Genomic DNA, 21093 nt, shown 5'->3' on the forward strand with positions numbered 1-21093 from the left:
CATGGCGCTGGCATTGCAGAGTTTTGCAACGGTGAAAGACGCCAGCGCGGCGCTGAAAGCCGCCGGCACGCGCTATCTCGGCGGTGGCACGCTCGTCTTGCGCGCCGCCAATGAGGGCGACGTTTCGGTCTCCGGCCTTGTCAGGTCGACCGACCCGGCCTTGTCGGTCATCACGGTCTCCGGCGGCACGATCCGCATCGGCGCTTCGGTGACCATGGCGGCGATCGCCCGCCATCCCGAGCTCGGCCAGCTTGCCAAGGCCGCGCGTGCCGTTGGCGGTCCGGCGATCCGCAACATGGCGACCGTCGGCGGCAATCTGTTTGCGCCAAGCCCCTATGGCGATTTCGCAGTCGCCCTGCTGGCGCTGGACGCCATGGTGAGCACCAATGACGGCGAAATGCCGATGGAAGCGTTTCTGGCCAAGCGGGGCGGGAGCCGCGCGATCGTCACCTCGGTCAGCTTCACGCGGCCGGCGCAGGGAAGCTTTCGATTCGTGAAGGTCTCGCGGGTAAAGCCCAAGGGCGTCTCGGTGCTCAGTATCGCCGCTATCCTGGAACAAGCCGGCGACGGCACGATATCCTCGGCGCGCATCGCGCTCGGTTGTATGGCCGACCGGCCGATGCGAGCCAAGACAGCCGAAAAAGCGCTGCTCGGCAGGACACTGGACGCGGACGGCATCGCTTCGGCACTGGCCGCCGCGGGCGACGGCACCGCACCAATCACCGACCCGATCGCCAGCGCCTGGTATCGCGCGCAAGTGCTGCCGGTTCATCTCGGTCGGCTGCTGCTCAGCTAGTCACATTCGGGGCGCGCGCTTGCCCTGCGGGGCAGGCGCGCAAGGAGGAAGAATGGCAAAGGTTCCCGTCCAGTTCACGCTCAACGGTTCTGAGAAGGCCGAATTCGTCGAAAGCGGCACCACGCTGCTCAACGCCTTGCGCGACAAGATCGGCGACACTTCGCCGAAGGGCGGCTGCCATCAAGGCACCTGTGGCGCCTGCTCGGTGATCGTCGACGGTGAGCTCCGGCTGTCCTGTCTGACGCTCGCCGAAACCTGCAACGGCGCTGCCATCACCACCACATCGGGTCTTGCCGAAGGCGGCGTCCTGCATCCGCTGCAGCGCGCCTTTCTCGACGCCTTCGCCACCCAATGCGGCTTCTGCACGCCGGGCATGCTCATGGCGGCCAAGGTGTTGCTCGACCACACGCCCGATCCCAGCCGCGACGATGTCGTCGAAGCGCTGTCGGGCAACATATGCCGCTGTACAGGCTACGAGCCTATCATCCAGGCGGTGCTCACCGCCGCTCGCGCCAACTCGCAGAACGCGGCCTGAGGGAAGCAAGATGGAACTGCGCAAAAGCTATTTTTCGGACGTCCGCAAGGATGACCTCAACGAGATCGGCCAGCCGAGGCCCCGCTCGGATTCGCCCGGCCATGTCACCGGCAAAACCGCCTATTTCGCCGACCGCAACTTTCCCGGCATGCTGCATCTGAAGATGGTGCGCAGCCCGCACCATCATGCCCGCATCCGATCGATCGATACGTCCGAAGCGGAAAAACATCCGGGCGTGGTGAAAATTCTCACCGCCAGGGACGTCCCGCACAATGTCTACACCATCCTGATCCTGATCCAGATCGGGCCGGAGGACGAGGCGGTTCTGGCCGACGGCAAGGTGCGCTGGAAGGGCGAGGCCGTGGTGGCGGTGCTGGCCGAGACGGAGCGCGCCGCCCAGGAAGCCGCGGCCAAGGTCAAGGTCGACTACGAGGTGCTGCCGGCCGTCTTCGACATGGAGGAAGCGCTGAAGCCCGGCGCGCCCCTCGTCAACGAGTATCACGGCCAGAACTACTATCTCTATGACAGCGGCGAGTGCCGCAAGGTGCGCTTCGGCGATGTCGAGGCGGGGTTTGCCGAGGCCGACTACGTCCTCGAACAAAGCTACCAGTCCTCGCCGATAGAGCATGCGCCGACCGAGACCACCGGCTGTATCGTGGCACCGGAGGGCAATGACCGCTTCACCTGCTATACCAACACGCAGGCGATGTTCTTCACCCTCGACAACACGTCGATCATTTTGCAGATGCCGGGCAGCAAGCTGCATTTCGTCGGCGGCACGGTCGGCGGCGGCTTTGGCGGCAAGGTCGATGTCATCGTCGAACCGATCGCGATCCTCGGCGCCAAGCTAACAGGGCGACCGGTCTGTTTTACCTACAGCCGCGAGGAGGAGATGCAGATCTCGTCACCTCGCGCGGCCGAAAAGGTCGTCATCAAGGACGGCGTGATGAAGGACGGCCGCATCGTCGCGCGCAAAGTCACCGGCTACACCGACGCCGGCGCCTACTCCCGCCATTCGCCCTATGGCGCCCAGAAGGGCGCGGGGCACTATCCCGGCCCCTACACCATCCCCAATGTCTGGATCGACACGTACTGCGTCTACACCAACCGCACCCCCTCCTCCGCCATGCGCGGCTTCGGCGTCACCATCGGTGACTTCGCGCTGGAGGTGCAGATGGACAAGCTGGCGCGGCTGATCGGCATGGATCCGCTCGAATTCCGCTTCATCAACGCCTATCGCGACGGCGATATGAAGGCGCATCGCCAGCCGACCGAAGGGGCGGCCCTCATAGAGTGCATGCAGGAGGCTTCGCGGGCGGCCAACTGGCCCGTGGCCGAGAAATACATGGCGATGTCCTCCTACGCGAAGGGAGCTTGACATGGCGATCAGGCACGGACGCGGCGTTGCCGCGATCAATTATCCCACGGGCATGAACCTTGGCGGCGATCCCACCCAGGCGCTGGTGCATTCGACCCCAACCGGCAATTTCATGGTGACCCTATCATCGGTCGATCTCGGCCAGGGCATGAAGCAGATCATGGCGCAGATCTGCGCCGAGACAATCGGCGTGCCGACCGACCGCGTCGTCGTCGACACCGCCGACACCGACACCGGCCCGCACTGCATGGGCACTTTCGCCTCGCGCGGCACGCACCGCGCCGGCAACGCCGTCATCCAGGCGGCCAAGGAAGCCCGCCAGGTGATGCTGGAAGTGGCGGCGGAGGAATTGGAGGTGAACGCCTCCGACCTCGAGACCGACGGCCAGGGCAACATCCTGTTGAAAGGCGCGCCGCAGAAATCGATCTCGATCTTCGACGTCGCGCTTTCGGCGCATTTCAAGCGCGGCCGCTCGATCTCGGGACGCGGCATGTTCCTCATCCCACGCTCCTATCCGGAGAAGGAGACCGGCGCGATGAAGCCGTCGACCTGTTACGCGCATGCCTGCACGGTGGCCGAGGTCGAGGTCGACGACGAGACCGGCGAGGTGACGGTGCTGACGGTGAAGAACGTCTTCGAGATCGGCCGTGCGCTGAATCCCAAGATGGTCGAGCAGCAGCTGGTCGGCGGCTCCTGGATGGGCATCAGCCATGCGCTCTACGAAACGACCGAGCCCTATTATCCCAGCCGTGACCACGGCGGCACCGACTTCAACCAGTATCTGATGCCAGGTCCCGGGGACCTGGCCGAAACCGAGATTATCGTGCTGGAGCGGCCCTCGGCAGATGGTCCTTACGGCGCCAAGGGGCCCGGCGAAATGTGCGCCAATCCACAGATTCCGGCGGTCGCCAATGCCGTTTTCGACGCTGTCGGCGTGCGCATCGACACGCTACCGATCACGCCGGAACGCATTTTGCGTGCGCTCAAGGCGCAAGCGACGACCTGAGGACCGACATGCCCGAGGTAAACGCCGAAACGGTCGCGACTTCGCCAGAAGCGGTCGCCGAGCGCCTCGCTGCCTCGCATTATCTGGCTGATGAAAGCCTGGCGACGGCCATCTTCCTGGCGATCCGGCTGGGCAAGCCGCTGCTGCTCGAAGGCGCTCCGGGCGTCGGCAAGACGGAAGCGGCCAAGGCAATGGCCGAACTGCTCGGCCGCGATCTGGTGCGGTTGCAATGCTATGAAGGCATAGACGCCGCGCATGCACTCTATGAGTGGAACTACCAGCGCCAGCTGCTCGCCATCCGCCATGCCGGCGAGCAAGAAGTCGATATCTACGACGACCGCTTTCTGATCGCCCGCCCGCTGCTGCAGGTCCTGAAGGCGCCGGAGCAGCGCATCCTGCTGGTCGACGAGATCGACCGTTCCGACCACGAATTCGAGGCGCTGCTGTTGGAGTTTCTTTCCGACTTCCAGATCAGCATTCCCGAGCGCGGCACCATCCGCGCCACCGCACAGCCGATCGTCATCCTGACCTCCAACCGCACCCGCGAACTCGCCGAAGCGCTCCGGCGGCGTTGCGTCTATCACTGGATTGGCTATCCCGATGCCGAGCGTGAGGCGGCCATCATCATGCTGCGCGCCGGCGATGTCGCAGAGGCAACGGCACGCGCCGTGGCCACAGCCGTGCAGACCATCCGCGCGCGTCCACTCGCCAAGCCGCCCGGCATCGCCGAGGCGGTCGAATGGGCCAATGCCGCGACCATTCTCGAAAAAGGCGGCAGTCCATGGCCGGAAGCCTTCCGCCGCGCCATCGGCGTGCTGATCAAGGACGAGGAGGATCTGTCCTACATCGCGCCCGAGCTCGGCCGGATCGTCGACGAGGTGCTGGCGTGAGCCGCGACGTCATTCAGCAACGCGGGCGGGGCAGCGCCCCCCTCTGTCCTGCCGGACATCTCCCCCGCGCCGCAACGCCCTTGCTCAGCTTCGCTCGCCTGCTGCGCCGCTACGGCTTCGCTATTGCCCCGGAACAAGTCTCCCGCTTCATGCAGGCCGTGACCCTGCTGGGGCCGCGCTCGATGGCGGACATCCGTGAGGCGGCCCTGGCCACACTAGCGCCGCCGCCTGACCGCCGCGACGAATTCGAAGCGCATTTCCAGAGCCATTTCTATGGCAACGCGTCAGCTGTGATCGAAGGCGATGCAGACGAGGAAACGCGCATCAAGGATGATGGCGGTGCCGACGACGAACGGATCGAGGCCGAGCAGAAACAGGAAGGCGGCGAGTTGTCTTCCGCCCTGGAGCAGTTGAGCTCGCGCGACTTCCAGCGCGACGACGACAGTCTGACCGCGTTTCGCCGAAAGCTGTCATCGGCCCTGCCCGCCCGACGTTCCTTCCGCACCGTGCGTACCCATTCGCGCGGCAAGCTCGACCTGCGCCGCTCGCTCAGGGAAATCGTCGGCGCAGATGGCGATGTCCCCTCGCCGCTGCTGCGCCGCCGCCAGACCGTGCCGCGCAAACTGCTGCTCTTGATCGATGTCTCCGGCTCGATGAAGCTGCACACCGCCGACTATCTCAAGCTGGCGCATGCCGCCGTGCAGGGCGCGGACCGCGCCGAGATCTTTACCTTCGGCACGCGGCTCACCCGCATCACCTCGGCATTGCGCATCCGCGACCGCGATCAGGCGCTGGCGCGCGCGGCGGCCCAGGTCGACGATTGGGATGGCGGCACCCGCATGGGACCGACCCTGCTGGCATTCCTCTCGGTGCCGCGCTTTTCGTCGTTCACGCGCGGCGCCGCGGTCGTCATTCTCTCCGACGCGCTGGAGCGCGGCGACCATGCCGAACTGGAGATTGCCATGCGCAGGCTTAGCGCCCGCGCCTTCCGGCTGTCGCTGGCGACCCCGCTGGCCGGCGACCCGCGCTTCCAGCCGGCGACAGCGGCGCTGCGCGCCATCCTGCCCGACCTCGACGATCTGGTCGACGGCTCGTCGCTGGCCGGCCTCACCGATTTCATCCTGTCGCTCGCACGCCCCGCCCCGGCGGCCGCGACCATCTGGAAAAGGGTATCGTGATGCAGAAAGCCATCGACGCGCATTTCCACATCTGGCGCCAGAAGGACCAACCATGGCTGGTCGGCCCGATGGTGCCGCGCATCTTCGGCCCTTACGAACCGATCCGCCGCGACTATCCGATCGATGAATTTTTGGCCGACCAAAAAGGTTCCGGCGTCGAAAAAGCCGTTTATGTCCAGACCAATTGGGCCAAGGAGGATTTCGAGAAGGAGGTCGCCTTCCTGCAGAAGACCGCTGACGAGACCGGCTGGCCGCACGCCATCGTCGGCTATGCCGACATGACGGTGGACGATGTCAGGCCGCAGATCGACCGGTTGATGAAATACAGGCTGCTGCGCGGCGTGCGCATGCAACTGCACTGGCACGAGACCCCGGCCTTCCGCTTCGCCGCCTCGGCCGACCAGGTGATCGACCCCAAGGTCCGCGCCAACGTCGCGCGGCTGAAGGATTACGGCCTGTCCTTCGACCTGCAGCTCTTCCCCGCCCAGATGAAGGACGGGCTGACGCTGGTCGGCGAAAACCCGGAGACGAATTTCATCCTGACCCACGCCGGCATGCTGACCGGCATGGAACCGGAAACCACCGAAGCCTGGAAGGCCGGCCTGCGCACGCTGTCGGCGGCGCCCAATCTCTACGCCAAGCTGTCTGGCCTCGGCACCTTCGTTCACCGCAACGACCCGGCGCTGATCGCCTACATCATCGACAATGCGATCGATATTCTTGGCAGCGACCATCTGATGTTCGGCTCGAACTTCCCGATCGAGAAGCTCTGGACCGGCCACGCCGAACTGATCAAGGCGCACCGCGATGCGGTGGAGAAGCATGGCACGGCGGCGGAAGCCGACATTTTCTGGAACGCGGCGGAGAAGGTTTACAGGCCGGTGTAGCGCGTCTTTCCTCACTTCACCTCGAACTGTGGATCGACCGGGATCTGCATTGCCGTCACCAGATGGTTGGTCTGCCCCGCCAACCCGATGATCGACACCAGTTCGCCATGCTGTGCGTCTGTCATGCCCTTGGCGCGCGCCGCCGCGGTGTGCGAATGGACGCAATAGGAGCAGCCATTGGCGGTCGACACCGCGATGTAGATCATCTCCTTGGTCAACGGATCGATCGCACTGTCTGCAACCATCACCGCCTTGAGCTGTTCCCAGATACGCTTCAGCGCCGCAGGATCATTGGCCAGCCCGCGCCAGAAATTATTGACGAAATCGGATTTGCGCGTCGCGCGGATGTCGTCGAACACCGCCTTTAAGGCCGGGATTTTCTCCACCTCGGCATCGCTCAGGAGTCTGGTGGTGGCCATGGTGTTTCCTTTCGTTTTTTCAATGCCGGACGTTTGAATCGGACGCTGAACAGCCGCCGCCAATCCATTCACTTCATTCGCCTATTCGCCTTTTGCGACGCAAACAGCACCGCGAGGGTGTGTCGAGATTCAGGTCAGGCCGAGTCGAAAACGACGGGTTCCGAGAACCGGAGCGGAGCGTACTTGAAGTACGTGAGCACCGGGAGCGCAGGAAGCCGGCGTTTGCAGGCCGGCCTCACCTGAATACCGACACACCCTCTAATGCACCGCCGCATACATAATCTTCTCCTCCGTCGCCTCCGCCGGCGAAAACTCTTCGACGATGCGGCCCTGGCGGCAGACCAGGATCCGGTCGGACAGGTTCATGATCTCCGGCAGGTAGGACGAGATGACCACGACGGCCAGACCCTCGTCTGCCAGCCGGTTGATGATCTGGTGGATCTCGGCGATGGCGCCGACATCGACGCCGCGCGTCGGCTCGTCGAAGATGACGACGCGCGGCTTCTGCACCAGCCCCTTGCCGATAACCACCTTCTGCTGGTTGCCGCCGGAAAGCTCGACCACGCGCGCATTGTCGTTGATCGCCTTGATATTCAGCGTCTTGGTCCATTCGGCGGAAAGCGCGCGCATTTCCTGCTGGTTGATCACCCAGGCCGTTTCGCGGCCGGCTGCCAGCAGCCCGCCGAACAGGTTCTCGGCAATGCCCATCGTCTCGAAAATGCCTTCGCTCTTGCGATCCTCCGTGACGTAGACGATGCCGTCGGCTACCGCTTCGCTCGGCACGAGATAGCGCACCGGCCTGTCGTCCAGCTCGATCGCCCCGCCGCGCAGGAAATCGCGTTTGTAGATGCCGGACACGATTTTGAACGTCTCGGTACGGCCGGAGCCGATCAGCCCGAAGACGCCGGTGATCTGGCCTTCGAAGATCGAGAACGAATTGTTGCGCACGACATTGCTCATTGAGATGTCCTGCACCGACAGAACTTTCTTGCCCGCCTTGCGCAGCCTGGCCTCGTCTCGCTGGCGATAGATCTGCCCGGACAGCGTGCGCCCGACCATGGCGGCAACGATCCGGTCGCGATCGAAGGCCGACGTGTCGTCGGTGATGGCCAACTCGCCGTCGCGCAGGATGGTGATACGGTCGGCAATCAGCAGCGCCTCTTCCAGCGCATGGCTGATGAAGACGATGGAGACGCCGCGCGCCTTGAGCCGCCGGATCAGCGCGAAGAAGTGCCGCTTTTCCTCCGGCGTCAACGTCGCGGTCGGCTCGTCGAAGATGATGATCTCGGCATTGTGGTGCACGGCGCGCGCGATCTCGACCATCTGGCGCTTGGCCGCGCCAAGCGTCGCCACCATGGCGTTCGGGTCGACCGGAAAATTCAGCGACTGCAGGAACTGCTGCGCGGAAATGTAGGTGCCGCGCAGCCGGTTGAGGAATTTCTCGGTGCCGAGATAAAGATTCTGCGCCACCGTCATCGACGGCACCAGGCTGGTCTCCTGGAACACCATTGCGATGCCCGCCTCGAGCGCCGCATGCGGCGAGGCGTAAGCGATCTCGCGTCCCTTGTGGAACATCTTGCCCGAACTGGCGTCGACCACTCCGGCGATGATCTTGGTCAGCGTCGACTTGCCGGCGCCGTTTTCGCCGAGCAGCGCGTGGATCTCGCCCTTGCGCAATTCGAAGCTGACATTCTTGACCGCGGGCACGCCGCGATAATTTTTGGTGACATTCTCCAGGCGCACGATTGGTTCCATCAAAACCCCCCGGCATCGACAGCCAACACGCAGTCGCCGCCCTTCGAGGCGACGAACAGTTCGCCATCTTTTTCAACCACGCTGCAAATGCCGTGACGTATGCCGTTGGCGCGGCTGTGCAGGCTGAACCGAGGCTGCATCTTCTGGTCGAGCCTGACCACCAGACCGTAGGAGCGGCTCGGCGACCAGGGCTTGTGGATGCCCATCGTGCGGATGCCGCCGCATTGCAGCGGTTCGAGGAAGCTGCGGCTTGAGGCCAGAGCCGGTGCGATCCAATAGGCCGGCGGCACCTGCTCGATCATGTCCTGACGGTAATGCGTCTCCTGCAGCACGAATTCGATCAGCCGGTTGCGCGGCGCAAACAGGGTCAGCCAGGCGCCGCCATCGGCTGCCGGCGACAGCCGCGCGGGATAGCCGGGCAGATGGGTCAACACCGTCGAGCGGCTGCCGCTTGCCGCCTCGAAGCGGATGAGCTGATGGCGCCAGCTCTCGCTCACCAGCACATCCCCCCCGACGGGATGGAGCCCATAGGGAAAGGCGATGGCGCCGGCCACCTTGCGGAAGGTCCCGCCTGCCGCATCCTGCTTCCAAAGCGATCCGGACGCGCCTTTCTTCATCAGGTCGGCCGCCCATTGTGATGGTGCGAATTCGGCCGAACCATTGGCCAGCCACAGAGCGCCGTCACCGGGATAGGCGAGCGCGGTGATGCAGCTGACACCAGCCGGTAGCGAAACATCCCTGCCGCCGACCAGGAGCTTGCCGCTTTCCAATCCGACCGTCAGCTCACCCGATGGCGAGAACGCCAGCGCGGTAACGGTGGACGCAAAGGTCTCGACCAACTTGGGCGCGGTACCGGCGGCAATCGAATAAACGGCGTTGCCGCTGGAAGCGAGCAGCTTGTCGCCAGAGATCAGCAGATTGTCCGGTTCGGTCAGTTCGGCAAACGCCGGCGCATCGTCAAGCTGCGTGTTGGGTCGGAAAGCGCCATCCAGCGGCGGGATCGTCACCGCCTTGCCGCGAAATAAATCCAGGATGGGATCGAGGATCATCGCTTTGCTCCCCAATAGGAAGCCGGGCTGGTCCAGTTCGGATCGGCACCCGAGATCTTGTAGCGGCCGATGCGGTTGTTGAGGATGCCGCCGACGAACAGAAAACCCTTGTGCTCGCGCATCGAGGTGACCATCGGATGCGCGCCGCCCGAGAGGTCGCCCATCGCTTCGACGATGTCGCCCTCCTCCGTGAATTTCACCACGCCCCCGGTGTTGATGTTGGGGAACAGCCATTCGTCCTGCGGCAGCCGGCGCGTCATGCGCTTGCGCATGTCGGGATGGCGCAGCGACAGGTCGAAGCTCGGCGTGCGCATGCCGAGCCACGCCATCCAGTAATTGCCGTCCGACGCCCGGTTGATGTTATCAGGATAGCCCGGCATGTCCCGGATGACGCATTCGGCGGTGCCGGCCTTCGGCCCTTCCAGCCAGTAGCGATGCACGCGGCAGGCCCAGCTCTCGGCGAAGAACAGCGACTTGCCGTCATGCGCCATGCACACGCCGTTGGTGTAGCGGTAGCCGTCGAGCAGCGTCCTGGTCGATCCGTCCTTCGGGTCATAGACCAGAAGACGGCCGGTGGCGCGGTTCTCGATCGAATCCAGCGCCCAGTCATGCGCGTCATAGCGCTTGGTCGAGTCGGTGAAATAGATGCGGCCGTCCGGTGCTATGTCGCAGTCGTTGGGATCGCGCAGCCGTGCGTCGTCGACGACCGATGTCCAGGAGCGCGACGTTTCGGCCGACAGGCGTTTGACCTCACGATCGGGCGAGACGGAATAGAGCCCCATGGCGCCGACACAACTGATCAGATTGCCTGATTTGTCGAAGGCAAGGCCGAGCGGAAAGCCGCCGATATGAGCGAACACTTCCGACTTCACATAGTCCGGCGCGAAGAAGCGGACGATCTCGCCATGGCGCGTGCCGCAATAGAGGTGGTCGTCACGGTCGAGAATGACATCTTCCGGTCCTTCCAGTTCGCCGAGCCCGATATGGTCGGCGCCCGACAGCCGATTGTCGAGTTCGTAGGATGTGCCGGAGCCGGGCGCCGCCGACTGCGTCTCGCCCATCCTGAGATAGACCGGCGCGACATAGACCTCGTTCAGCACCTTGTGGCGGTTCTTCAGCCAGCGGATGTCGATCGTCACCGCCACTGCCAGCATGATGCCCAGCACCATCTGGTTGGTGCCGGTGCCGTAGCCCAGCCTGATCAGGCCGTTGGTCATGGTCAAAACGATGATGGCGCCCATCAGCCCCTTGATCACCGAGCCGCGCCCGCCTCCGAGGCTGACACCGCCGACCACCGCCGCGGTCAGCGCCATGATCTCGAGGTTGAGGCCGGTGCCCGGCCCTGCTCCGCTCAGCCGGCAAGCTATGAGGAAGCCGCCGATCGAGGCGCAGAAGCCTGAGAAGACATAAGTCATGAACACGGTGCGGCGCACACGGATGCCGGCATTGTGGGCAGAGCGCCGGGAGCCGCCAACCGCCAGCACATGCCAGCCGGGCCGCGAGCGCGTCAGCGCGATATGAGTGACGATGGCGAGGATAATGGCCAACCACACCGAGACCGACAGGCCCCAGAAGGTGCCGTCGCCGATGAAGTCGAGCACATCGGAGGTGGCTAGGGACAGCTGCACATCGGCGGCATAGGTGGTGACCAGGATGTCGAACAGCGCCCGCCCGAAAATGAAGGTCACCAGCGTGGTGAGGAAGGCGCGCAGCCTGAGGTATCCGACGAGATAGCCGTTGACGGCGCCGAAGACGAGGCCGGCGGCAAGCGAAGCGGCCAGCGCCAGCCAGATCGACTGTTCGAGGATGAAGAAGACATAGACGGCCGAAAAGCAGGACAGCGCAAAGATCGAGCCGACCGACAGGTCGATGCCGCCGCCAAGCATCACCACCGTCATGCCGGTGACGACCATCGAGAATTCACCGAGCTGGCGGGTCGATTCCTGCAGCGAGGTCAGTTTGAAGAAGCCCGGAATGATCGAACCGAACACGCCGAGTGTTGCCACCAGTGCCAGGAAGGGAATGGCATTGTCGGTCCAGCGCTTGGTCAGTATCTCGCCGACCAGATGGTCGGGCACGAGATTGTAGCGCCAGGCCTGGAGGCGTTCGCGAAAGGACATCAGGTCACTGCTATTGCGAGAGAAGAGAAAAAGGTGGCCGGGTAATCGCTCCGGAGCAATTCTCAACTTCGCCGCTGCCCCTCATCCGCCTGCCGGCACCTTCTCCCCGTGAAGAACGGGGAGAAGGGATAAGCTCCAGCGTCGACACCCCCTCTCCCCGTTTTCACGAAGAGAGGGTAAGGTGAGGGGCAGCGCCGAGGTTGGAGATTGTCCACGTACAACCCGGCCGCCATGTTGATATCAGGCGTAAACTCGCGACCTACTTCGCCGCAGCTTCCGCTTGCAGCGCCTTCAGGTCCCAGCAGCTGTCGGGCTTGAGGTCGGCCTTGGTCGTCGCCTTCTCCAGCGTGTAGATGTAGGTGTGCGACGTGCCGGCCGGCTGGCCGCTCTGCAGCAGGAACTTTATGATGGCGTTCATGTCCCCCGACTGCCGGGCAAGGTCGGTCATGACAACCGCGCCATAAGTGCCGTCCTGCAGCTTGTCGCAGTCGGCCGCCTTTTCGCCGCCTCCGGTGGTGACCAGGAAAACCTTGCCCTCGAGCTTGGCATCACGGATCGCGGCCGACGCGCCAGTAGCATCACCATCCCAGAAGTCGATGATCGAGCAGATGTCGGGGTTCTGCTGCAGCATCGTCGTCGTGACATTGCGCGAGGTGGTCGCATCCCAGTTGGAGTCGGGCTTGGCCACGACCTGAAACTCGGGATGCTTTTCCAGTACCTTCATGATGCCGGCGTACTGATAAAGGCTGGAGGAGTTCGCTTGATCGCCCTGCACAAGGCCGATCTTTTTGGACGAGTTCTCGCCGCAGCCCTTGATCGCGGCTTCCGCCTCGAGTTGGCCGAGCCGGTCCCAATCGCTGCCGACAAAGGCATCGGCCGGGAAATTGGCGGGATTGTCGACCAGGATCACGTAGGTGCCGGCTGCCTGCGCCTTCTTCATCAGCTTGGAGTAGGAATTGAGGTCGGGCGCGTGGATGATCAGCACGTCAGGCCTGGTGTCGGAGGAGATGGCATCGGTGATCGCCTGCGCGCCGGCATCGACGACCCAGTTCGGATCGCGCGTCTCGAACGTGCCGCCCCAGGCCTCGACTTCGGTCTTCAGATAGTGCGCCCAGCCCTGCGCCAGGTCGAAGCCCATCGCCAGCGGCACCAGCATGACGCGTTTGCTCTTGAGTGCCTGCGCATAGGCAGCGGGGCCCGGATCGTCGGCAGCGAAGCTCGGCGCCACGAACGCGGTGACCGCAAGCGCCGTCGCGGCGGCCATCAATGTTTTGATCAGTTTCATGTCACATCCTCTGGTTGGTCGTTGTTATTTACGGCCGGCCCCAACCGTCCGCTTTGGTTTAGTCTTCCTGTTTGAGCATGATCTTTTCCGAAAAGTTCCCACTTTTCGGGATCATGCTCTAGATGTCGCCCTGCTGCGCCGTCTGTTCGTCACGCGGATTGATGATGCCGTCGACGATGATGGCACCGAGCAGGATCGCCGCCTTGATCAGGTTTTGGTAGAGCAGCGGAATGTCGATGATGGTCATCGCATTGAGCAGGATGCCGATCAGCGCCGCTCCGACCAGCACGTTTCGCACCCCGCCTCGTCCGCCCGAAAGCCCGATGCCCCCGATCACCGCCACCAGCACGATGTCGTAGAGCAGCGTCGAGTTGACGACGCGGGTGTTGATCGAATGCAGGCTGGCCGCTGTCAGCAGGCCGGCGATCAGCGCCACGAAGGCGGAAAGCACATAGCGCAGCACCAGCATCGGCCGCACTGGAATACCGATGTTGCGCGCGGCGACCGGATTATCGCCGGCGAAATAGATGTAGCGGCCCCATTTGGTGTAGCGCAGGAACAGGAAGAACAGGAAAGCCAGTGCAGCGAAGACGAACACCTCGATGGGAATGTCGAGGAAGCGCAGGCCGCCAAGCAGTTCCACCCAATGGCCCTGCGGCACCGGAACCGCATCCTGCGTGATCAGTTGCGAGCGCACATAGCCGAAGACGAAGGAGCCGGTGGCAAGCGTCACGAAGATCGCCGGCACGTCGGCGTAAGCGACGAGAAAGCCGTTGAGCAGGCCGATGGCGAGCACGCCGGCCAGCACATAGGCGAAGGCGAGCCCGTCAGGCGTTCCTGAATTCATCAACTGCAGATACCAGGCGACCGACATCGCCATGATCGCCACCGCCGAGAGGTCGATGCCACGGCCAATGATGACGACCGCCATGCCCAATGCCAATATGCCCAGTACCGAGACCGAACGAACGATGGCAACGAGATTGTTCGGAGCGATGAAGCCCGGCAGGCCTATGGCCGCGGCAATGAACAGCATCACCGCTATGGCAAAGACAATACCTTCCTGGTTCAGGCTCTTGAAACTCGGCCGACCGATCGCGTTCATTGTCTGTCTTCACCCCGGCGGCAGCGCTGCCGCCCCTGGGAAGAAAGCTAATCGGCTCAACGTCGGTTCGTCAAATGAATCCGCGTTCAAAACACGGACTGCCGACGAGACTCGCGATGTGGACGCATTGATTGCTGATGCTGGCGCAATGCCTGGAAACTTCAGCACTTTTGGCAATTGTTTGCGCCATCCCTGCGTCTTGCGCAAGCACGACACCAAGGCGCAAGGCGAAGATGGAATTTAACCCTGCGGTGGATGGGAAAATTCGATTTCAGTTCCCGGCCATGTGGCCGGAAACCTCGGCGCCGGCGGTCCTCGGCAACACCAGGAAACGGAACGACGCCACCAGCCCGATGACGCCGATCACCAGGAAGGTGACTCGAAAATCGACGAGGTCCAGCGCCGGCTGGGCCCTGGTGATCTGCGACAGGTTGAGGATCGCCGCAGCTATCGCCACACCGAACAGCATTGCCACCTGCTGCAGCATCGAGGACAGCGTCGCCGCCGAGCTGCGCTGCGCCGCGGCGACATCGGCGAAGGCCAGCGTGTTCAGCGCCGTGAACTGCATGGAACGCGACAGGCCGGCGATCAGCATCAGCCCCACCACGAGCGCCTGCGGCGTCTGCGGCGAGATCGCCGCGCAGGCCATGATCGATGCGGACGCAATGACGCCGTTGACGACCATCACCGAACGAAAGCCGAAGTGGCGCAGCATCGGCGTCGTCACCGTCTTCATCCCGAGATTGCCGAGGAAATAGGCCAGGATCATCATGCCGGCATCGACCGGGCTCATGCCAAAGCCGACCTGGAACAAAAGCGGCAGCAGGAACGGCGTGGCGTTGATCGCGACGCGGAATATGGTGCCGGCCGCAAGCGTCGAGATGGCGAAGGTCAGCACCTTGAACGAGGACAGGTCGAGCAGCGGATGGGGCGCGCGCCGGAGATGCCGCACCGCCAACCAGCCGATGACGATCCCTGCCGCGACCAGCAGCACCGTCGGCAGCACGCCGTCGTCGGGATGCGCGATACGCTCGAGGCCGCAGAGAAGGCAAGCAAGTCCCGCCGATGTCAGGAAGAAACCCGGCCAGTCGAGTGGCTTGGGATCGGCTTCACGGTCACCGGGGATGAAGCGGGCGACCAGCGCCAGCCCGATCAGCCCAAGCGGGATGTTGATGAAGAAATTCCAGTGCCAGGAGAGATAGGTGGTGATGAAACCGCCAAGCACCGGACCAACGACAGGCGCGAACAGCGCCGGCCAAGTGATGAGCGCGGTTGCGTTGAGCAGTTCCGATTTTGACGCGTTGCGCAGCACCAGGATGCGGCCGACCGGCGTCATCAATGCGCTGCCCAGCCCTTGCGCGGCGCGCGCCGCGACGAACTCGGTGAGATTCTCGGAGAAGCCGCAGGCGAGCGAAGCCAGCGTGAACACTGCGATCGCCACCAGGAAGATGTTGCGCGCGCCGAACCGGTCGGCGAGCCAGCCCGACAGGGGCACGAACACCGCCATGGTCAGCATATAGATGGTGATGCCGATGCTCATCGCCACCGCCGGCACGCCGAAGGAGGCACCCATCTGCGGCAGCGACGTCGAGATGATCGTCGAATCCAAGAGCTGCATGAAGAAGGCAATGGCGACGATCAGCGCCACACGCCGCGAATTGCTGGCTGGGTCGGCTGAAGCTTCAATCTCGGGAATGGCAGTCATGACGGACCGCTTTGAACAGCATTTGACCGACGGCGTCCAGATCCGTGTCCATTCGCGCCGGCCGGAAAAGCCGCGACGGCTTTGCCGCCAGGCTCTCCACCGATCTCGGCAAGCCGGTCAAGGCTGTGGCCGACTGGCAAAGTTGCGTCGAGGGCGCCGACATCGTCGTCGAGGCCTCGCGGCTGCCGAAGCCGCAGCCGCTGCTGAAGACCGATTGGATCAAGCGTGGTGCGCTGGTCGTGCCCTATGGCACGATGAGCGCGGTCCGAAATACCTGTCGCCGGTCGGCGGCGCATCGGCCGGCTTCGTGCCGCTGCAGAAGACGGTAACATCGATCCTGGCCGCCATCCGCCACAAGGCCAATCCGGTGATGCTCGATTTCCTGCCCGTCTCCGAGGGCGTCGAGGACCATGCCACGCAGACGCCGCTGGCCGTTTCGAAATGCGCCGCCATGATTGCACTGTGGCGCCGGTTGATCGCCTTCGAACTGATGGCGGCCGCCCAGGCCGTCGATCTGCGCGACGGGCTGACGCTGGCGCCGCGCACAGCCGCTATCCATACGGCGATACGCGCGCTGGTGCCGGCGCTGAAGGAGGATCGGCCGCTCGGCATCGAAGCCGAAGCGCTGCATACAGCGCTTGCCAGCGACAGATGGCAGCCGACCTTAGCCCCGACCGACCTTGTCCAGGAACAGGCGTAGCTCGGCCGGGTCCATGTGCACCACATGCCTGTCCTCGGGATAGACGCCGCTGTTGACGTCGGCGACATATTCGGAGAATGCAGCCACCCGCTCCGCCTGCAACCGATCATATTCAGCGGCGAAGTTGCGATAGACCTTGGAGTGTCGTGGCATGTGGCCCCGATTCTGCCCGAGGATATCTTCGGCGAACAGATATTGCGCGTCGCAACCGGTGCCCGCGCCCATCGACAGCATGATCAGCGAGGTACGCTCGGAGATCGCCTTGGCGACCTCGACCGGCACCACTTCGATTTCGGCGCCGATGGCGCCGGCGGCCTCGAGCTGTTTCACCGCTTCGAACACCTGCATGGCGGTGTCGGCGGTCTTGCCGACCGCCTTGAAGCCGCCGGTCCATGTCGCGCGGGATGGAATGAGGCCGACATGGCCGATGACGGGGATGGCATCGTCCGTCATGCGTTTGATGGTGGCGTAGCCCGCGCTGCAATAGACCGCGTCGGCGCCGGCCTTGTAGAGCCGGAAAGCCCAACGCAGGAAATCATCCGATGTGCCGATTTCGTAGAAATTGTCTCCCGGCATGGTGAACAGGCTCGGTGCCGCATCGCGGTATTGCGCGTTGAGCACGAGTTCCGGCGGCACGGAGACGATATCGACCCCTGCCCGCTCGGCAGCTTCCGCCTCGTCCAGGGTCAGCACGCGCAGCATGGTCAGCTGACGCTTGCCTTTCATGGCGCGCAGGTCGGCGACGGTCGGTCTCTTTCGGCTCATTAAACGTTCCTCTTTTGCTTGCCGCGGTGCCGGATCGGTGTGCCGCTTCAGATCTCGATCATCACCTTGCCAGCTTCGATCTTCACCGGATAGGTCGCAAGATTGACGCAGACCGGCGCGCCCTTTGCCTGGCCGGTCTTATAGTTGAAGCGGCCATTGTGCTTGGGACATTCGATGATGTCGTCCATCACCAGCCCGTCGGCGAGATGTGCCTTCTCATGCGTGCAGAAACCGTCGGTGGCGAAGAACTCATTGTCCGGGGAGCGATAGATCGCGAAGGTTCGGCCACCGTGGTCGAAGCGGATGACATCCTCTTCCTCGACATCGTCCACCGCACACGCTTCAATCCAATCGACCATCTCTGTCTCCCGCAAGCATTCGCGATCCTTATTCAGCCGCCGCCGACATGTCGAACTCATGGAATTCGCCGCGATAGGGCCTGGCCGTCGGCGGCAGCTCGCGCTTGAGGTAGTAGTCCTCGTATTTCAGCTGCCTGAGCAGGACCGGCCAGACCTCGCGATAGGCATGCCACATCGACGGGTTCGGCACGGGCAGGTCGTGCTTGATCAGCTCATGCAGCCTGGGCAGCGCATGATAGGGCACCATCGGGAACATGTGGTGCTCCACATGATAGTTCATGTTCCAGTAGATGAACCGGCTGATCGGGTTCATGTAGACGGTGCGCGTGTTGAGCCGGTGGTCGACGACATTGTCGGCCAGCCCGATATGCTGCAGCAGGCCGGTGGTCACCATGTGCCAGGTGCCGTAGAGGCGCGGCAACCCAATCAGCACCACCGGTATCCATGACCTGAGGACGACCGCGACAGCGATCGTCGCAATGTACACGGCAACATGCCACCGCGCGGCCGTCACGGCCTTTGCCCATTCCATTTCCGGAACATAGCTCTTTTCCTCGTCGGACAGCTTGCCGAACGCCTGGCGCACGAGCGTCGGCAGCGAGTAGCGGAAATCGAGGATGCCGGTGAAGGCCAGCGCCGCCTTCAACAGGTCCGGCGGCCGCATGACGGCGATCTCGGCATCGCGGCCGACGATGATGGTGTCGGTGTGGTGGCGGGCATGGCTCCAGCGCCACTGCACTGGATTGCGCATCAGCATGAAGGAGGCGATGTGGTACACGACATCGTTCATCCAGCGCGTGCGGAAGGCCGTGCCATGGCCGCATTCGTGCCAGCGCGAGTCGCTAGACGAGCCGTAGAGCACGCCGTAGATGAATAGGAACGGCACCACCCACCATGAGCCCCAGAACCATATGATGCCGGCGGCCGAGGCCAGGATCGCAACAATCCAGATGATGGTGTCGCGGATCGCCGGCCCGTCGGAACGCTGCATCAGCTCCTTCATCACCTTGCGGGGGACATCGGTGTGGTACCATTCGGCGGAGGCCAGGCCGGTCTCGATCGCGGCTCTGGTGCTTTCACCGACCAGGCTGTAATCCCGCTTTTTTGCCATCGTCTTCACACGGGCCTCCAAACTTCTCGCACCGCTCGCAATCCGGTCCGCCGGCCGGAGGGCTTGCTTTGAATACATGTCGCGCTCATGCCGGGCCCGCCAGTCTCCGGAAATTGCCGGAAGGCCGAGGATAATCCTGTTCGGGCTGGCGGGCGATCGCCGCAATCCTGGCTTCGGCGCCGGCGATCGCTTCCCTGCCGTCCAGGACCCGGAACACGGCATCGTAGGCGCGGCCTTCGTCATGCTCCAGCCAGATCATCTCGCCGCGTTCGCGCGCGGCGAGATCGCCGAGCACATGATGCGTCGATGGCTCGATGCCCAGCGCATAGTGTCCGGCCTGGAAATTCTGCCATTGATAGGCGCAAGGCAGCTGGTCTTTCCGCGTCACCATTTCGAAGCCGAGGCCGAGCCGGTCGTTGACCACCGCCACTGGTACCTCGCCCTTTCCATCGGCGTCCATTTCATGCTGCCAGACCTGTTCGCTGAACCCCATTCGCGGTTCCGGCACGGTGCGGTAGCCGACCTTCTGCGCCTCATAGCGCTCGCCGGCATGGCCGGCCCACACCACGTCGCGGATTGGCGCGAGGTAGCGTGAGCCCTCGTCAAGCAGGGGATGACTGACATTCACATGGTAGAAATACATATGCGGCGTGCGATTGAAGCCATGGTTCACGACGCGGTCGGACAGCCGGATCTCGTTGCCGCCGACATCCGCCTCGATCCGCCGGATCAGATGCAGATCCTCGCCGAATACCGCCGATTGCTGGACGATGCCTTCGGCCCACAGCACGCAGCGGTCGCCGTCCCACGCCTCACCGTAGCCGGTCAGCCGCGCCGGGATGGTGCCGACACGGCCATGCAGCGAATGGATCACGGTCTTCTTGCCGGGATAGTTGTAGTTCTCGGCCGGCACCTCTTCCCGACCCAGTATATGGTCGAGGCCGCAGGTGACCAGCAAACCGGAAAAGGAGCGCGCCCAGGCCAGCCCCCCTTCCCCCTCATAGTCGTGAAGACCGGGGTTGCGAAAACCGCCCGGCGAGTGCCAGCCGATCGCCTGGCCCTTGAAGTCGCAATCGGCGATGTCGAGCGCGCGGTCGACGAGTGCGGTGAAGCGCAGGCCGGAGCCGGTGCGGAACTCCAGCATGCGGACACCGCGCTCCACCCCGTCGCCGAGCGTCATCAGCCGCACGCCGGCGAACTGCGACAGCATGCCGGAGCGTTCCGAGACCTGCCGGCGCGAGAGCGTCTTGCCGTAAAGCTCTACCATGCCGTCACTGCGCCCTCTTCATCAGAGCCGACAGGTCGGCGCCGGTGATGATGCTTTCCACGGTCAGCAGATCGGTATCGGCGACCGTCTGCTCGGCAACGATCTCGCCGCGGCGCATGACGATGATGCGGTCGGCAACCTCGAACACGTGATGGATGTTGTGGGTGATGAGCAGCACCGAATGGCCGGCCTGACGCATCTCCTTGACGAAGCGCAGCACGCCATGGGTTTCCTCGACGCCGAGATTGTTGGTCGGCTCGTCGAGGATGATCACCTTGGCGGCGAACTGCATGGCCCGCGAAATGGCGATCGACTGGCGCTCGCCGCCCGACAGCGTTGAGACCAGCGCGTCGGCGTCGAGTTTCTTCGAGATGCCGACGCGCTTCAGCAGGGAGGAGGCAGCATCGCGCAGCTTGGCGAGATCGAGCGGCGCAAACACGCCCAACCATTTGAAATTGACCGGTTCGCGGCCGAGGAAGAGGTTGCGCGCGATACTGAGATCCGGCGCCAGCGACGTATCCTGGTGGATGGTCTCGATGCCGAGATCCATCGCGTCGCGCGTCGAGCGGATCGAAACCTTCTGCCCGCGCACATAGATGTCACCGCGATCGACCGGGAAGACGCCGGAGATCGCCTTGATCAGCGTCGATTTGCCGGCGCCATTGTCGCCGAGCAGGGCCACTATCTCGCCTTCTCTCAGCGTCAGCGAGGCATTCTTCAGCGCGCGCACGCTGCCGAAGGATTTTTGCAGGTTCTGCAGCCGAAGCACTTCTTGCATCATAG

20 protein-coding genes and 1 pseudogene are annotated in these 21093 nt (G+C 63.6%); 9 read left to right on the plus strand and 12 right to left on the minus strand.

Translation table 11 applies throughout. The features are described 5' to 3' along the window. Position 1: 1 nt before the first annotated feature. The 7 genes from FJ942_RS21290 (at position 2) to FJ942_RS21320 (ending at position 6670) form a co-directional block, all read left to right on the plus strand. Positions 2-796 carry an FAD binding domain-containing protein gene (locus FJ942_RS21290; RefSeq protein WP_140499860.1) on the plus strand — a complete coding sequence of 265 codons (795 nt, stop codon included), beginning with the start codon at positions 2-4 and terminating at the stop codon, positions 794-796. Positions 797-848: 52 nt separating this feature from the next. Beyond that, the gene (locus FJ942_RS21295) at positions 849-1331 is read left to right on the plus strand and encodes a (2Fe-2S)-binding protein (RefSeq protein WP_140499861.1); all 483 of its coding nucleotides are present in this window, start codon (positions 849-851) and stop codon (positions 1329-1331) included. Positions 1332-1341: 10 nt separating this feature from the next. Then, positions 1342-2709 (plus strand): xanthine dehydrogenase family protein molybdopterin-binding subunit, encoded by a 1368-nt coding sequence (locus tag FJ942_RS29065; RefSeq protein ID WP_140499863.1) that lies wholly within the window; start codon positions 1342-1344, stop codon positions 2707-2709. Between the two features lies 1 nt (position 2710). Next, complete coding sequence (locus FJ942_RS29070; RefSeq protein ID WP_140898842.1) at positions 2711-3715, plus strand: molybdopterin cofactor-binding domain-containing protein; 1005 nt, start codon at positions 2711-2713, stop codon at positions 3713-3715. Positions 3716-3723: 8 nt separating this feature from the next. Further along, positions 3724-4605: a MoxR family ATPase gene (locus tag FJ942_RS21310; RefSeq protein ID WP_140898844.1), complete on the plus strand. Its 882-nt coding sequence runs from the start codon at positions 3724-3726 to the stop codon at positions 4603-4605. Between the two features lie 101 nt (positions 4606-4706). Beyond that, complete coding sequence (locus tag FJ942_RS21315; RefSeq protein WP_181165282.1) at positions 4707-5783, plus strand: VWA domain-containing protein; 1077 nt, start codon at positions 4707-4709, stop codon at positions 5781-5783. Continuing rightward, entirely contained in the window at positions 5783-6670 is an 888-nt protein-coding gene (locus FJ942_RS21320; protein WP_181167212.1) for an amidohydrolase, read from the plus strand. The genes FJ942_RS21315 and FJ942_RS21320 overlap by 1 nt, the downstream gene beginning before the upstream one ends. Before the next feature lie 11 nt (positions 6671-6681). Here the strand turns inward: FJ942_RS21320 and FJ942_RS21325 are convergent, their stop codons facing one another. The 7 genes from FJ942_RS21325 to FJ942_RS21355 form a co-directional block, all read right to left on the minus strand. After that, the gene (locus FJ942_RS21325; RefSeq protein ID WP_140499869.1) at positions 6682-7089 is read right to left on the minus strand and encodes a carboxymuconolactone decarboxylase family protein; all 408 of its coding nucleotides are present in this window, start codon (positions 7087-7089) and stop codon (positions 6682-6684) included. Positions 7090-7347: 258 nt separating this feature from the next. Continuing rightward, positions 7348-8844, minus strand: a complete 1497-nt coding sequence (locus FJ942_RS21330; protein ID WP_140499871.1) for a sugar ABC transporter ATP-binding protein — start codon at positions 8842-8844, stop codon at positions 7348-7350. Further along, complete coding sequence (locus tag FJ942_RS21335; RefSeq protein WP_140630784.1) at positions 8844-9893, minus strand: hypothetical protein; 1050 nt, start codon at positions 9891-9893, stop codon at positions 8844-8846. The genes FJ942_RS21330 and FJ942_RS21335 overlap by 1 nt, the downstream gene beginning before the upstream one ends. Continuing rightward, positions 9890-12013 (minus strand): SMP-30/gluconolactonase/LRE family protein, encoded by a 2124-nt coding sequence (locus FJ942_RS21340; RefSeq protein WP_140898846.1) that lies wholly within the window; start codon positions 12011-12013, stop codon positions 9890-9892. Before FJ942_RS21340 ends, FJ942_RS21335 begins: the two co-directional genes overlap by 4 nt. A 259-nt stretch (positions 12014-12272) precedes the next feature. Continuing rightward, the gene (locus FJ942_RS21345) at positions 12273-13298 is read right to left on the minus strand and encodes a sugar ABC transporter substrate-binding protein (RefSeq protein ID WP_140557939.1); all 1026 of its coding nucleotides are present in this window, start codon (positions 13296-13298) and stop codon (positions 12273-12275) included. A 118-nt stretch (positions 13299-13416) separates the two neighbouring features. After that, positions 13417-14403 carry an ABC transporter permease gene (locus FJ942_RS21350; RefSeq protein ID WP_140499878.1) on the minus strand — a complete coding sequence of 329 codons (987 nt, stop codon included), beginning with the start codon at positions 14401-14403 and terminating at the stop codon, positions 13417-13419. A gap of 271 nt (positions 14404-14674) precedes the next feature. Then, entirely contained in the window at positions 14675-16108 is a 1434-nt protein-coding gene (locus tag FJ942_RS21355) for a DHA2 family efflux MFS transporter permease subunit (protein WP_140898848.1), read from the minus strand. A gap of 19 nt (positions 16109-16127) precedes the next feature. Between FJ942_RS21355 and FJ942_RS21360 the strand changes: the two are divergent. Both FJ942_RS21360 and FJ942_RS21365 read left to right on the plus strand, forming a co-directional pair. Continuing rightward, positions 16128-16374 (plus strand): annotated as a pseudogene (locus FJ942_RS21360) (ornithine cyclodeaminase family protein); the annotation flags it as partial. Beyond that, positions 16323-16808, plus strand: a complete 486-nt coding sequence (locus FJ942_RS21365; protein WP_224671940.1) for an aromatic amino acid lyase — start codon at positions 16323-16325, stop codon at positions 16806-16808. The pseudogene FJ942_RS21360 and the gene FJ942_RS21365, both read left to right, overlap by 52 nt. Here the strand turns inward: FJ942_RS21365 and FJ942_RS21370 are convergent. From FJ942_RS21370 to FJ942_RS21390, 5 genes are all read right to left on the minus strand, one after another. Next, entirely contained in the window at positions 16773-17573 is an 801-nt protein-coding gene (locus tag FJ942_RS21370) for a 3-methyl-2-oxobutanoate hydroxymethyltransferase (protein WP_140898851.1), read from the minus strand. The two genes, FJ942_RS21365 and FJ942_RS21370, sit on opposite strands and share 36 nt — an antisense overlap. A gap of 47 nt (positions 17574-17620) precedes the next feature. Next, the gene (locus FJ942_RS21375; protein ID WP_140515869.1) at positions 17621-17932 is read right to left on the minus strand and encodes a MocE family 2Fe-2S type ferredoxin; all 312 of its coding nucleotides are present in this window, start codon (positions 17930-17932) and stop codon (positions 17621-17623) included. Positions 17933-17960: 28 nt separating this feature from the next. Continuing rightward, positions 17961-19043, minus strand: a complete 1083-nt coding sequence (locus FJ942_RS21380) for a fatty acid desaturase family protein (RefSeq protein ID WP_140500160.1) — start codon at positions 19041-19043, stop codon at positions 17961-17963. Positions 19044-19128: 85 nt separating this feature from the next. Further along, on the minus strand, positions 19129-20310 hold the full coding sequence (locus tag FJ942_RS21385) for an aldose 1-epimerase family protein (protein WP_140499885.1): 1182 nt from the start codon (positions 20308-20310) through the stop codon (positions 19129-19131). A gap of 4 nt (positions 20311-20314) precedes the next feature. Beyond that, positions 20315-21091 carry an ATP-binding cassette domain-containing protein gene (locus FJ942_RS21390; RefSeq protein ID WP_140499887.1) on the minus strand — a complete coding sequence of 259 codons (777 nt, stop codon included), beginning with the start codon at positions 21089-21091 and terminating at the stop codon, positions 20315-20317. Positions 21092-21093: the final 2 nt, after the last annotated feature.

This window comes from Mesorhizobium sp. B2-4-2 (assembly GCF_006442845.1).
Classification (GTDB): domain Bacteria; phylum Pseudomonadota; class Alphaproteobacteria; order Rhizobiales; family Rhizobiaceae; genus Mesorhizobium.

Bases quoted from the DNA above. Each gene is read 5' to 3' on its own strand.
- FJ942_RS21290 (WP_140499860.1), top strand. From the start codon at position 2: ATGGCGCTGGCATTGCAGAGTTTTGCAACGGTGAAAGACGCCAGCGCG.
- FJ942_RS21295 (WP_140499861.1), top strand. From the start codon at position 849: ATGGCAAAGGTTCCCGTCCAGTTCACGCTCAACGGTTCTGAGAAGGCC.
- FJ942_RS29065 (WP_140499863.1), top strand. From the start codon at position 1,342: ATGGAACTGCGCAAAAGCTATTTTTCGGACGTCCGCAAGGATGACCTC.
- FJ942_RS29070 (WP_140898842.1), top strand. From the start codon at position 2,711: ATGGCGATCAGGCACGGACGCGGCGTTGCCGCGATCAATTATCCCACG.
- FJ942_RS21310 (WP_140898844.1), top strand. From the start codon at position 3,724: ATGCCCGAGGTAAACGCCGAAACGGTCGCGACTTCGCCAGAAGCGGTC.
- FJ942_RS21320 (WP_181167212.1), top strand. From the start codon at position 5,783: ATGCAGAAAGCCATCGACGCGCATTTCCACATCTGGCGCCAGAAGGAC.
- FJ942_RS21325 (WP_140499869.1), bottom strand. From the start codon at position 7,089: ATGGCCACCACCAGACTCCTGAGCGATGCCGAGGTGGAGAAAATCCCG.
- FJ942_RS21330 (WP_140499871.1), bottom strand. From the start codon at position 8,844: ATGGAACCAATCGTGCGCCTGGAGAATGTCACCAAAAATTATCGCGGC.
- FJ942_RS21335 (WP_140630784.1), bottom strand. From the start codon at position 9,893: ATGATCCTCGATCCCATCCTGGATTTATTTCGCGGCAAGGCGGTGACG.
- FJ942_RS21340 (WP_140898846.1), bottom strand. From the start codon at position 12,013: ATGTCCTTTCGCGAACGCCTCCAGGCCTGGCGCTACAATCTCGTGCCC.
- FJ942_RS21345 (WP_140557939.1), bottom strand. From the start codon at position 13,298: ATGAAACTGATCAAAACATTGATGGCCGCCGCGACGGCGCTTGCGGTC.
- FJ942_RS21350 (WP_140499878.1), bottom strand. From the start codon at position 14,403: ATGAACGCGATCGGTCGGCCGAGTTTCAAGAGCCTGAACCAGGAAGGT.
- FJ942_RS21355 (WP_140898848.1), bottom strand. From the start codon at position 16,108: ATGACTGCCATTCCCGAGATTGAAGCTTCAGCCGACCCAGCCAGCAAT.
- FJ942_RS21370 (WP_140898851.1), bottom strand. From the start codon at position 17,573: ATGAGCCGAAAGAGACCGACCGTCGCCGACCTGCGCGCCATGAAAGGC.
- FJ942_RS21375 (WP_140515869.1), bottom strand. From the start codon at position 17,932: ATGGTCGATTGGATTGAAGCGTGTGCGGTGGACGATGTCGAGGAAGAG.
- FJ942_RS21380 (WP_140500160.1), bottom strand. From the start codon at position 19,043: ATGGCAAAAAAGCGGGATTACAGCCTGGTCGGTGAAAGCACCAGAGCC.
- FJ942_RS21385 (WP_140499885.1), bottom strand. From the start codon at position 20,310: ATGGTAGAGCTTTACGGCAAGACGCTCTCGCGCCGGCAGGTCTCGGAA.
- FJ942_RS21390 (WP_140499887.1), bottom strand. From the start codon at position 21,091: ATGATGCAAGAAGTGCTTCGGCTGCAGAACCTGCAAAAATCCTTCGGC.